Raw genomic sequence first — 13,206 nt, 5'->3', positions numbered from 1 at the left:
ATCAGGGACTCGCCGTCGGAGCGATGCCGCGGGTGACCAGGTCGATGAAGGCCAGCGCCGCTGGCGAACGCTCGCTGCGCCGCCGCACCAGCCATACCGAACTGCTCGCACCGGGGTCGAGCAATGTTCGATAAACCACCCCATCGACCCGCGTCCGGCGGAACGACGCCGGCAACATGGACACACCAAGGCCGGCGGCGACCAGGCCGATGATGGTCATGGCCTCGCCGGCCTCCTGGGCGATGCGCGGGCTGAAGCCGGCCTGGCGGGCCAGGGCCAGCAACTGGTCGTACAGACCGGTGCCATAGCTGCGCGGAAAGAACACGAAGGGCTCTCCGGCCAACGCTGCGATTTCCAGACCATCGATCGAATCGCGCGCCAGCGGGTGGTCGTCGCGCAGTACCGCCACCAGCGGCTCGCTGAACAGTTCCACCGCCACCAGCGATTCGGGCAAGGCGAACGAGCGAATCACGCCGACCTGCAGGCGCTCCTCCTGCAACGCCTCGACCACCTGGCGGCTGCTCATTTCCTGCAGATCGAGGTGCACCTCCGGGTAGGCCTGGCGAAAGGCATGGATGCTGCGCGGAATGGTCGAGGTAAAGGGCGCCGAGGCGGTGAAGCCGATACGCAACTCACCCAGCTCGCCCTGGTGCGCGCGCCGAGCCAGCAGCACCGCGCGATCCACCTGGGCCAGCACCTGGCGGGACTCGTCGAGAAACAGTCGGCCGGCCTCGGTCAGCGCCACCCGTCGGTTGGTGCGCTCCAGTAGCAGCGCGCCCACTTCCTCTTCCAGGGCCTGGATCTGCTGGCTCAGCGGCGGCTGGGAAATCCCCAACAGCTGTGCCGCGCGGCCAAAGTGCAGCTCTTCGGCGACAGCGATGAAGTAGCGCAGGTGCCTGAGCTCCATGTCGGCCTCGAATAAGTCGAATTACATATCAAACATGTCGATCAATATATTGGAAATAATAAAGGCCCTTCCTTATCCTTGCCACACAAGCCCAATAACGACTTTCCACTTTCTGCCAGCCTGGCTGTGCGGGCCCCATGCGCTCGCGGCGAGGCCACCCTCCGCCACAGAATTCGAGGTGAGTTGTGAGTCAATCTGCCTTGCGGGCTTCGTCGGAACCCGAGCCTGCCATACAGCAGGCCGCACATGAGGCCAACCAGGCGCTGGGCGAAGCCCTGGCCAGCGTCGAAAGCTATATCGAGAAAGGCACCCCGGCCTTCATGCGTACCTCGCTGGCACTCTTCGCCGGCGGCTTCGCCACCTTCGCCCTGCTCTACTGCGTACAGCCGATGATGCCCGTGCTGTCCAAGCACTTCGCGCTGAGTGCGGCGCAGAGCAGTCTGGTGCTGTCCATCGCGACCATCATGATGGCCCTTGGACTGCTGGTCACCGGCCCGATCTCAGATGCCATCGGGCGTAAATCGATCATGGTCGCCTCGCTGTTCTGCGCCGCCCTCTTCACCCTCGCCAGCGCGGTCATGCCGACCTGGCACGGCGTGCTGCTGATGCGCGCGCTGGTCGGCCTGTCGCTCAGCGGCCTGGCGGCGGTGGGCATGACCTACCTAAGCGAGGAGGTGCATCCCCAGCACATCGGCCTGTCCATGGGGCTGTACATCAGCGGCAATGCCATCGGTGGCATGAGCGGCCGGCTGATCAGCGGCGTACTGGTGGACTTCATCTCCTGGCACGCGGCGATCGCCGTGCTCGGCGGGCTGGCGCTGGTCGCCGCCCTGGTGTTCTGGCGCATCCTGCCGGAATCGCGCAACTTCCGCCCGACGCCGCTGAACCTCAAGCAACTGGCCGACGGCTTCGGCTCGCACCTGCGCGATGCCGGCCTGCCCTGGCTGTTCCTCGAAGGCTTCCTGCTGATGGGCGCGTTCGTCACCCTGTTCAACTACATCGGTTATCGCCTGCTGGCCGATCCCTATCACCTGAGCCAGGCGCTGGTTGGCGTGCTTTCGCTGGTGTACCTGGTGGGCATCTACAGCTCCGCCTGGGTCGGCTCGCTGGCCGACCGTCTGGGCCGGCGCAAGGTGCTCTGGGCGGTGATCCTGCTGATGCTCGGCGGGCTACTGTTGACCCTGCTGGCACCGCTACCGCTGATCGTCGCCGGCATGCTGCTGTTCACCTTCGGCTTCTTCGCCGCGCACTCGGTTGCCAGCAGCTGGATCGGCCGTCGCGCCCTGAAAGCCAAGGGCCAGGCGTCTTCGCTCTACCTGTTCAGCTACTACCTGGGCTCCAGCGTGGCTGGTACGACCGGTGGGGTGTTCTGGCATCACTTCGGCTGGCAAGGCGTGGGCCTGTTCATCGCCGCCTTGCTGGTCGGCGCCCTGCTGGTTTCGCTGCACCTGGCACGACTGGCAGTGTTACCCCGCAGCATTCCCGCACTGAATAGCGCCCACACATGAGTAGTTTCTACACACGACACAGCCAATATGGCGGCGACAGATATGCCAATGTCGCCGACGAATATGTCATCGGAATGACGACAAGGCCCCATACCCGGGGCGTTGTGGAACTTCTACCCACCACCTGCAGCGCCTACAACCTTAGTCGTAACAGAATGTGGCGCGGTAATTGCGTTGAATATAAAGAACGAGACGTTGGATTCTCGAAACAGCTTCGGCTCCGCAGGACGCAATTCCCTCCCTTTTCGCTGTAGGTAACGCATGAGCAGTACCCCTTCTTCCGGGCTTTCCCAAGGCCTGAAAAATCGTCACGTCACCATGCTGTCCATCGCCGGAGCCATCGGCGCCGGTCTGTTCGTCGGCTCCGGCCACGCCATCGCCGAAGCCGGCCCAGCCGTGCTGATCTCCTACCTGGCCGCGGGCGCCCTGGTGGTACTGGTGATGCGCATGCTCGCCGAGATGGCCGTGGCGCAACCGGATAGCGGTTCGTTTTCGACCTATGCCGACCGCTCCATCGGTCACTGGGCCGGCTTCACCATCGGCTGGCTGTACTGGTGGTTCTGGGTGCTGGTCATCCCACTGGAGGCCAACGCCGCCGCCGCCATCATCCATGCCTGGATTCCCGGCGCGCCGATCTGGCTGCTGGCCCTGGTGATCACCTCGGCACTGACCGTGACCAACCTGTTCAGTGTGAAGAACTACGGTGAGTTCGAGTTCTGGCTGGCACTGATCAAGGTCGGTTCGATCATCGCCTTCCTGGTACTCGGCTGCGCGGCCATCTTCGGCATCTCGCTGAACCCGGAAGTCAGCGGCGTCAGCCACCTGTACAACGAAGGCGGCTTCATGCCCAAGGGCATCGGCGCGGTGCTGGCCGCCGTGCTGACCACCATGTTCTCCTTCATGGGCTCGGAGATCGTCACCATCGCCGCCACCGAGTCCAAGGACCCGGCGCAACAGATCACCCGCGCCACCAACTCGGTGATCTGGCGTATCGCGCTGTTCTACCTGCTGTCGATCCTCATCGTGGTCTGCCTGGTGCCGTGGAACGACGCACGCCTGGTCAGCATGGGGTCCTACCAGACCGTGCTGAACCAACTGCACGTACCCTATGCCAAGCTGATCGTCGACATCATCGTTCTGGTTTCGGTGACCAGTTGCCTGAACTCGGCGCTCTACACCGCCTCGCGCATGATGTACTCGCTGAGCAAGCGCGGTGACGCGCCGCGCATCGCCCGCGTGACCAGCGCCAGCCGCACCCCGGTGTACGCCGTGCTGCTGTCCACCGCCATGGCCTTCCTCTGCACCTTCGCCAACTACCTGGCCCCGGCCGCGGTGTTCGACTTCCTGCTGGCCAGCTCCGGCGCCATCGCCCTGCTGGTGTACCTGGTGATCGCCGTCTCGCAACTGCGCATGCGCGGCAAGCTGCTCAAGCAAGGCCACCAGCTGACCCTGAAGATGTGGTTCTTCCCCTGGCTGACCTGGGCGGTGATCCTGTTCATCTCCGCCACCCTGGTGATCATGCTGATCCGCCCGGACCATCGCATGGAAGTGGTCGCCACCGCGCTGCTGACCATTGTCGTGGTCTGCTCCGGCCTGCTCGTCTCGCAGCGCCGCAAGACCCAAGGTGCCGCGGGCTACGCCGCCGACGCCGCCTGAGTCTGTACGGACATGAAAAAGCCCCGCCAATGGCGGGGCTTTTTCATTGCGGGCGGCGCGGCAGACCCGCGCTCCGGCGAGGTGCGCGTCAGTGGTACTGAGCGGACAGCTCGTGCACGGCCTCGAAGAAGGCGCCGGCATGGGCCGGATCGACCTCCGGGGTGATGCCGTGCCCCAGGTTGAACACATGGCCGGTGCCGCTGCCGTAGGCGGCGAGGATGCGCCCGACCTCGGCGCGGATGGCGGCCGGGTTGGCGTAGAGCACCGAGGGGTCCATGTTGCCCTGCAGAGCGACCTTGTCACCGACGCGGGCGCGCGCACTGCCGATATCGCAGGTCCAGTCCAGCCCCAGCGCCTCGGCGCCGCTGTCAGCCATGGACTCCAGCCACAGGCCGCCGCCCTTGGTGAAGAGGATCACCGGCACACGGCGGCCGTCCTGCTCGCGGATCAGTCCGGCGACGATCTTCTTCATGTAGGCCAGGGAGAACTCCTGATAAGCCGCCGCCGACAGGCTGCCGCCCCAGGAGTCGAAGATCTGCACCGCCTGGGCGCCAGCGCGGATCTGCCCGTTGAGGTAGCTGGTCACCGATTGCGCCAGCTTGTCGAGCAGCGCATGCATGGCCTGCGGGTTGTCGTAGAGCATCGCCTTTGACTTGCGGAAGTCCTTGCTGGAGCCGCCTTCGACCATGTAGGTGGCCAGGGTCCAGGGGCTGCCGGAGAAGCCGATCAGCGGCACCCGGCCATTCAGCTCGCGACGGATAGTGCGCACCGCGTCCATGACATAGCCGAGGTCCTTATCCGGATCGGGGATCGGCAGCGCCTGGATGTCGGCCATGCTCGACACGACCTTCTTGAAGCGCGGGCCTTCGCCACTTTCGAAATACAGGCCCTGACCCATGGCGTCGGGCACGGTGAGGATGTCGGAGAAGAGGATCGCCGCGTCCAGCTGCGGGTAGCGGTCCAGCGGCTGCAGGGTGACTTCGCAGGCCAGTTGCGGATTCATGCACAGGCTCATGAAGTCGCCGGCCTTGGCACGCGTGGCGCGGTATTCCGGGAGGTAGCGACCGGCCTGGCGCATCATCCACACGGGAGTGACATCGACGGGCTGCTTGAGCAGGGCACGGAGGAAACGATCGTTCTTCAGGGCAGTCATGGCGGCATCCGGCAAAAAAGTGTGGGCATTTTCGCAAAGCGCAAAGCAAAAGGCACGGCGGGTGCCGTGCCTTTTGTCCTGCGCGGCAGAATGCCGCAGTGGAGCGTCACTCCAGGGTCAGACGCCGAGGTAGTCGAGGATGCCTTCGGCAGCCGTACGGCCTTCGAAGATCGCCGTCACCACCAGGTCGGAACCACGGACCATGTCGCCACCGGCGAAGATCTTCGGGTTGCTGGTCTGGTGCTTGAACTGAGCGGCGGCCGGAGCGATGACGCGGCCCTGGCTGTCGATCTGCACCTGGTGCTGCTCGAACCAGGGCGCCGGGCTCGGACGGAAACCGAAGGCGATCAGCACGGCCTCGGCCGGGATGATTTCCTCGGAGCCCGGGATCGGCTCGGGACTGCGACGACCACGGGCATCCGGTTCGCCGAGACGGGTCTCGACCACCTTCACGCCTTCCACCTTGTCCTCGCCGACGATGGCGATGGGCTGGCGGTTGAAGAGGAACTTCACGCCCTCTTCCTTGGCGTTCTTCACCTCTTTGCGCGAGCCGGGCATGTTCTCTTCGTCACGGCGATAGGCGCAGGTCACGGCCTTGGCACCCTGGCGGATCGAAGTGCGGTTGCAGTCCATCGCGGTGTCGCCACCACCCAGGACCACCACGCGCTTGCCCTTCATGTCGATGAAGTCCTCGGGAGACTTCTCGAAGCCCAGGTTGCGGTTCACGTTGGCGATCAGGAAGTCCAGCGCATCGTGCACACCGGGCAGGTCTTCGCCAGGGAAGCCGCCTTTCATGTAGGTGTAGGTGCCCATGCCCATGAACACGGCATCGTACTCATCGAGCAATTGCTCCATGGTCACGTCCTTGCCGATTTCGGTGTTCAGGCGGAATTCGATGCCCATGCCGCTGAAGACTTCGCGACGACGGCTCATCACGGTCTTTTCCAGCTTGAACTCGGGGATGCCGAAGGTCAGCAGGCCGCCGATTTCCGGGTTCTTGTCGAACACCACCGGGGTCACCCCGTTGCGCACCAGCACGTCGGCGCAGCCCAGGCCCGCCGGACCGGCACCGATCACCGCGACACGCTTGCCGGTTGGCTTGACCTTGGACATGTCGGGGCGCCAGCCCATGGCGAAGGCGGTGTCGGTGATGTACTTCTCCACCGAACCGATGGTCACCGCGCCGAAGCCGTCGTTGAGGGTGCAGGCACCCTCGCACAGACGGTCCTGCGGGCACACCCGGCCGCAGACTTCCGGCAGGGTGTTGGTCTGGTGCGACAGCTCGGCGGCGGCGAGGATGTTGCCTTCGGAGACCAGCTTCAACCAGTTGGGGATGAAGTTGTGCACCGGGCACTTCCACTCGCAGTACGGGTTGCCGCAGCCCAGGCAGCGATGGGCCTGGTCAGCCGCTTGTTGCGGCTTGAACAGGTCGTAGATTTCCACGAACTCGCGCTTGCGCTGGCGCAGCAGTTTTTTCTTGGGTTCCTTGCGCCCGACTTCGATGAACTGGAAGTCATTGTTCAGGCGGTCAGAGCTCAGACGATCAGACATTTCGAGACCTCATCAACAACTTCAGGCGCTTATTGCGGGTTGGCACGGGTGCTGGTCAGCAGCGAACCGAGGCTGGCGGCCTTCGGTTTCACCAGCCAGAACCGACGCAGGTAGTCGTCGAGGTTCTCCAGCAGGTTCGTGCCCCACTCGCTCGCGGTTTCCGCCACGTACTCGACCAGGACCTTGCGCAGGTGGCTGCGCTGGGCCTCCATCGCCTCGCCGCTGATCCGCTGGATTTCCACCAGTTCATGGTTCACGCGATCGACGAAGGTGTTGTCCAGGTCGAGGACATAGGCGAAGCCGCCGGTCATGCCGGAGCCGAAGTTGTAGCCGGTCTTGCCCAGTACGCAGACGAAACCGCCGGTCATGTACTCGCAGCAGTGATCGCCAGTGCCTTCCACCACGGCGTGGGCACCGGAGTTACGTACCGCGAAACGCTCGCCGGCAGTACCCGCGGCGAACAGCTTGCCACCAGTGGCGCCGTACAGGCAGGTGTTGCCGATGATGGCCGACTCCTGGGTCTTGAACGGACTGCCCTTGGGCGGCGTGACGACCAGCTTGCCGCCGGTCATACCCTTGCCCACGTAGTCGTTGGCATCGCCTTCCAGGTACAGGTGCAGGCCGCCGGCGTTCCACACACCGAAGCTCTGCCCCGCGGTGCCCTTGAAGCGGAAGGTGACCGGTGCCTTGGCCATGCCCTGGTTGCCGTGCAGCTTGGCGATCTCGCCGGAAACCCGCGCGCCAATGGAGCGATCGCAGTTGCAGATATCCAGCTCGAACTCGCCGCCTTTCAGGCCTTCGATGGCCGGGAAGGCCAACTCGACCATCGTCTCGGCCAGCTTGCCTTCGTCGAACGGCGGGTTCTTCTCGACTTCACAGAACTGCGGCTTCTCGGCCGGGATCAGGTCGCTGCCGAGCAGCGGGGTGAGGTCGAGGTTCTGCTGCTTGGCGGTCTCGCCCGGCAGCACTTCGAGCAGGTCGGTGCGACCGATCAGCTCGCCGAGGCTGCGCACGCCGAGCTTGGCCAGCCACTCGCGGGTCTCGCTGGCGATGAAGGTGAAGAAGTTCACCACCATGTCCACGGTACCGATGAAGTGGTCCTTGCGCAGCTTGTCGTTCTGGGTGGCGACGCCGGTGGCGCAGTTGTTCAGGTGGCAGATACGCAGGTATTTGCAACCCAGGGCGATCATCGGCGCGGTGCCGAAACCGAAGCTCTCGGCGCCGAGAATGGCCGCCTTGATCACGTCCAGGCCGGTCTTCAGGCCACCGTCGGTCTGCACCCGTACCTTGCCGCGCAGGTCATTGCCGCGCAGGGTCTGGTGGGCTTCGGCGAGACCGAGCTCCCAGGGCGAGCCGGCGTACTTGATGGAGGTGATCGGCGAAGCGCCGGTACCACCGTCGTAACCGGAGATGGTGATCAGGTCGGCATAGGCCTTGGCCACGCCGGCGGCGATGGTGCCGACACCCGGTTCGGAAACCAGCTTCACCGACACCAGCGCCTGCGGGTTGACCTGTTTGAGGTCGAAGATCAGCTGGGCGAGGTCTTCGATGGAGTAGATGTCGTGGTGCGGCGGCGGCGAGATCAGGGTCACGCCGGGCACCGCGTAGCGCAGCCGAGCGATCAGGCCGTTGACCTTGCCACCCGGCAGCTGGCCGCCCTCGCCGGGCTTGGCGCCCTGGGCCACCTTGATCTGCAGGACTTCAGCGTTGACCAGGTATTCCGGGGTCACGCCGAAGCGGCCGGTGGCCACCTGCTTGATCTTCGAGCTCTTCAGCGTGCCGTAGCGCGCCGGGTCCTCACCGCCCTCACCGGAGTTGGAGCGACCACCGAGGCGGTTCATGGCTTCGGCCAGGGCTTCGTGGGCCTCGGGCGACAGCGCGCCCAAGGAAATGCCGGCGGCATCGAAGCGCTTGAAGATGGACTCCAGCGGCTCGACTTCGTCCAGGCTCAGCGGCTGAGCAACGGTCTTCACCTTGAGCAGGTCGCGGATCATCGACACCGGACGGCTGTCCACCAGCGCGGTGTATTCCTTGAACTTCTCGTAGTTGCCCTGCTGCACGGCAGCCTGCAGGGTGTTCACCACGTCCGGGTTGTAGGCGTGGTATTCGCCGCCGTAGACGAACTTCAGCAGGCCACCCGGCTGGATCGCCTTACGGTTGTTCCAGGCCTCGAAGGCCAGCAGCTTCTGCTCGTTCTCGATATCGGCGAAGCGCGCACCCTGGATGCGGCTGGGCACGCCCGGGAAGCACAGGCCGGTGACCTCGTCGGACAGGCCGATGGCTTCGAACAGCTGGGCGCCGCGGTAGGACGCGACCGTGGAAATCCCCATCTTCGAGAGGATCTTCATCAGACCCTTGGAGATGCCCTTGCGGTAGTACTTGAACACCTCATAGAGGTCGCCCAGCACTTCGCCGGTACGGATCAGGTCGGCCAGCACCTCATAGGCGAGGTACGGGTAGACCGCCGAGGCGCCGAAGCCGACCAGCACCGCGAAGTGGTGCGGATCACGGGCAGTGGCGGTCTCGACCAGGATGTTGCTGTCGCAACGCAGGCCGGTCTGCACCAGGCGGTGGTGCACGGCGCCCACGGCCAGGGCCGCATGCACCGGCAGCTTGCCCTGGGCGATATGGCGGTCGGAGAGAACCAGCAGCACCTTACCGGCGCGCACCGCTTCCTCGGCCTGATCGGCGATGTTACGCACCGCCGCTTCCAGGCCGATCGACTCGTCGTAGTTGAGATCGATGTGCTGAAGGTCGAAGCCCGGACGCTCTAGGTTCATCAGCGTGCGCCACTTCGCCGGCGAAATCACCGGGGTGGTGAGGATCGCCTGGTTGGCGTGATGCGCCGACTCTTCGAAGATGTTCTGCTCGACGCCCAGGCAGGTTTCCAGGGACATCACGATCGCCTCGCGCAGCGGGTCGATCGGCGGGTTGGTCACCTGAGCGAACTGCTGGCGGAAGTAGTCGTAGGGCGAGCGGATACGCTTGGACAGCACCGCCATCGGGGTATCGTCGCCCATCGAACCGACCGCTTCCTGGCCCTGTTCGGCCAGCGGGCGCAGCACCTGGTCACGTTCCTCGAAGGTGACCTGGAACATCTTCATGTATTGCTTGAGCTGGTCGCTGTCGTAGCTGGCCACGCCCTGGTCGTCTTCCAGGGTCGCCTGGATGCGCAGCGCGCTCTGGCGCAGCCACTGCTTGTACGGGTGGCGCGACTTCAGACGGTTGTCGATGTCCTCGGTCTGCAACAGCTGACCGGTCTCGGTGTCCACCGCGAGGATCTGCCCCGGGCCGACGCGCCCCTTGGCCAGCACGTCTTCCGGCTTGTAGTCCCACACGCCGATTTCCGAGGCCAGGGTGATATAGCCGTTCTTGGTGGTGACCCAGCGCGCCGGGCGCAGGCCGTTGCGGTCGAGCAGGCAGACGGCGTAGCGGCCGTCGGTCAGCACCACGCCGGCGGGGCCGTCCCACGGCTCCATGTGCAGCGAGTTGAACTCGTAGAACGCGCGCAGATCGGCGTCCATGGTCTCGACGTTCTGCCAGGCCGGCGGAATGATCATGCGCAGGCCACGGAACATGTCCATGCCGCCGGTGACCATCAGTTCGAGCATGTTGTCCATGCTCGAGGAGTCGGAACCGACGCGGTTCACCAGCGGGCCGAGCTCGTCGAGGTCCGGCATCCACTCATTGGTGAACTTGCTGCGACGTGCCTGGGCCCAGTTGCGGTTACCGGTGATGGTGTTGATCTCACCGTTGTGCGCCAGCAGGCGGAACGGCTGGGCCAGCGGCCACTTCGGCAGGGTGTTGGTGGAGAAGCGCTGGTGGAAGACGCAGATCGCGGTCTTCAGGCGCGGATCACCCAGGTCCGGGTAGAAGGCGGCCAGGTCGGCCGGCATCATCAGACCCTTATAGATGATGGTCTTGTGCGAGAAGCTGCAGACGTAATGGTCCGCATCGGCGGCATTGGCCACCGAGGAACGCCGCCGCGAGGTGAACAGCTTGACCGCGAACTCCTGGTCGGAGAGGCCTTCGCCACCAACGAACACCTGCTCGATCTGCGGCAGGCGCTCCAGGGCCAGGCGACCGAGGACGCTGGTGTCGATCGGCACCTTGCGCCAACCGATCAGCGTCAGGCCGGCGTCGATGATCTCGCGATTCATGTTCTCGCGAGCGGCCTCGGCCTTCACCGGGTCCTGATTGAAGAAGACCATGCCGACCGCGTACTGGTCAGGCAATTCGGTCGCGAATTCGTCCTTGGCCACAGCGCGCAGGAACTGGTCGGGCTTCTGGATCAGCAGCCCGCAGCCGTCACCCGTCTTCCCGTCCGCGTTGATCCCACCTCGGTGGGTCATGCAGGTCAGTGCTTCGATGGCGGTTTGCAGAAGTTCGTGACTTGCCTCGCCCTGCATATGGGCGATCAAGCCGAATCCGCAGTTATCCTTGAACGTCTCAGGATGGTACAGACCTGCTTTCATAGGGAACTCTCACCGGCAAAACTTTTTTAATTCAGCGACTTCACCTGCTTACCCGCTCAAGCGGCGAGTTTCCTACAGGCAAAGGGAGGCCATTGTACATAGGTACGTGGCCACCCACAAATTTTGCGGCGAGCGACTGAAAGGTGATGTCGCAATTCTGAAAGAAAAAACCCGCCATCCGTGGTAGCGGATGGCGGGTTTTCATCGATGCGACACGCTTCAGTGAGCGCCAGCGATGTCCTGCTGGATGCTGGAGAAGGTGCGCGGCCAGGGCTTGGAAGCCTGAACCTTGGCCGACAACCCCTTCACGGCAGCCTCAGCGGCGGCGCGGCTGGGGAAGCTGCCGTAAGTAACGACGTAGAACGGCTTGCCCTGCAAGGTCTTGCGGAAATAACGGTACTCACCGCCTCCCTGCTGGTGAATGAAGGCCTGGGCGCTGGCCTCGGAGCCAGTACCGAGAACCTGGACAGCATAATGCGCCGCCGGCTGCGAGCGATACCACTGGCTGCCCGCGCCACCGGCGGCGGGCGCTGCCGCCTTGGCCGGAGCCGGAGGCGTCGCTTTAGCGACAGTTTTGGGCTCGACAGGCTTGTGCTCGACCGCTTTGTGCTCGACCGGCTTGGCCGTGGGCTTGGTGGCGGCAGGCTTGACTGGCTCAGCCTTGGCCACGGGGGCTGGCTTGACGACCGGAGCCGGCTTGGGCGCCGGAGCGGGAGTCGGCACGGCCGGCTGGACAGGCGCCACTGCCGTGGCCGGAGCCGCAGGCACCGGATTCAGCGGCTGCGGAGCAGTCTTGCCAGCCAGGGGCGTGACGGGCGGCGCGGAGGTGGAAACGGTAGGCGGCACGGCCGCCGAAGGGATGGCGCCTTCGTCGGCGTCTTCCTGCCCACCAGCCTGGGCCATCGGTTCACGGATGACCGGCTGCGACTGCCCTACCAGCGGCAGCGGAACCGGCTGGCTGGAGCCGGCGAACTCCACCGCCGGCCCGGCGCCATTGCTCGCGGCAGCCGGCGCCGCAGCCGGCTGCGCCGGAGCTCCGGCACCACCCAGCGGCAATTGAGCGGATACGGGAGCGGCAGCGTTCTCCGGCTTGCTCGTACGGCCCTGCATGAACCAGGCAGCAATCACGCCGATGGCAACCACGCCCAGCACCAACAGGTGCTTCTTCGGCAAACGCACGCCGGGACTGGCGGCAGCCTTTCGCGCACCACCCCGATCCGCCAGCATCGCCTCGATCAGTGCATCGCGAGCAACCTGATTGATCGATCCCGGCCAACCACCGGACTGCTCGTGAATATCGGCGAGCAAATCGTCGGAGATCAGCTCACTGCCCTGGCCAGCCCCTTCCAGGCGCTGCGCCAAGTATTCGCGCGTCTCTTCCTCGCTGTAGGGCTGCAACTCGATGGCATGGAATCGCTCCTCACCCTCGGAGAGCAGTTCCAGGCGCGGCAGCAGAGAGGGCTCACCGAACAGGAAAACATGCAGGCGCGCCTCGCTGTTGCCCGCCGCCAGCAGCAGGAGCACCTCCAGCGCGCCGTCGCGGAGTTGCTCAGCGTCGTCCACCAGCAGGTAGACATCCTGCCCGGTGATCGCCAACTGGGCGACCTTGGCCAGGATCGCCTCGATGCTCACCTGGGTGATCCCCACCCCCTGAGCCAACTGGCGCATCAGCGTGGCCTCGTCCGCGGCCGAGCGACCGGAGATCACCACACTGGAAACGGCATCCTTGTTGGTGCTGGCGACCAGCGCCTGACGCAACAGGGTCTTGCCGCTACCCAGCGGACCGGTAACCGCAAGCAACAGGTGGCTATAACGCGCGAGGTGATGCAATTGACCCAGTACCGGCTTGCGCTGCGCCGGGAAGAACTTGAAGCCGGGCACGCGCGGGGCGAAGGGGTCGTGACTGAACTGATAGTGGGCCAGGAAGGCCTCATCGGCATGCAAGCTGGACATGGG

7 protein-coding genes are annotated in these 13,206 nt (G+C 64.8%); 2 read left to right on the top strand and 5 right to left on the bottom strand.

Annotated elements, in window-relative coordinates; genetic code table 11:
- Position 1: 1 nt before the first annotated feature.
- Positions 2 to 907 carry a LysR family transcriptional regulator gene (locus tag BLQ74_RS19955; RefSeq protein ID WP_090265471.1) on the bottom strand — a complete coding sequence of 302 codons (906 nt, stop codon included), beginning with the start codon at positions 905 to 907 and terminating at the stop codon, positions 2 to 4.
- Between the two features lie 185 nt (positions 908 to 1,092).
- Here BLQ74_RS19955 and BLQ74_RS19950 point away from each other — a divergent pair, with 185 nt between their 5' ends.
- The gene (locus BLQ74_RS19950; RefSeq protein ID WP_090265469.1) at positions 1,093 to 2,415 is read left to right on the top strand and encodes an MFS transporter; all 1,323 of its coding nucleotides are present in this window, start codon (positions 1,093 to 1,095) and stop codon (positions 2,413 to 2,415) included.
- Between the two features lie 261 nt (positions 2,416 to 2,676).
- Positions 2,677 to 4,071, top strand: coding sequence for a GABA permease (gene gabP, locus BLQ74_RS19945; protein ID WP_090265466.1), 1,395 nt, complete (start codon positions 2,677 to 2,679; stop codon positions 4,069 to 4,071).
- Positions 4,072 to 4,159: 88 nt separating this feature from the next.
- On the opposite strand, the gene hemE is transcribed toward gabP, so the two are convergent.
- From hemE to BLQ74_RS19925, 4 genes are all read right to left on the bottom strand, one after another.
- Positions 4,160 to 5,224, bottom strand: coding sequence for a uroporphyrinogen decarboxylase (gene hemE / locus BLQ74_RS19940; RefSeq protein WP_090265465.1), 1,065 nt, complete (start codon positions 5,222 to 5,224; stop codon positions 4,160 to 4,162).
- A 117-nt stretch (positions 5,225 to 5,341) separates the two neighbouring features.
- Positions 5,342 to 6,775: an FAD-dependent oxidoreductase gene (locus tag BLQ74_RS19935; protein ID WP_090265463.1), complete on the bottom strand. Its 1,434-nt coding sequence runs from the start codon at positions 6,773 to 6,775 to the stop codon at positions 5,342 to 5,344.
- 29 nt (positions 6,776 to 6,804) lie between these two features.
- Positions 6,805 to 11,250: a glutamate synthase large subunit gene (gene gltB, locus BLQ74_RS19930; protein ID WP_090265461.1), complete on the bottom strand. Its 4,446-nt coding sequence runs from the start codon at positions 11,248 to 11,250 to the stop codon at positions 6,805 to 6,807.
- Between the two features lie 219 nt (positions 11,251 to 11,469).
- Positions 11,470 to 13,203 (bottom strand): AAA family ATPase, encoded by a 1,734-nt coding sequence (locus BLQ74_RS19925; RefSeq protein ID WP_090265459.1) that lies wholly within the window; start codon positions 13,201 to 13,203, stop codon positions 11,470 to 11,472.
- Between the last annotated feature and the right edge of the window lie 3 nt (positions 13,204 to 13,206).

This window comes from Pseudomonas panipatensis (assembly GCF_900099785.1).
Lineage (GTDB): Bacteria > Pseudomonadota > Gammaproteobacteria > Pseudomonadales > Pseudomonadaceae > Pseudomonas > Pseudomonas panipatensis.
This window is presented reverse-complemented; position numbering and strand designations above follow the sequence as displayed.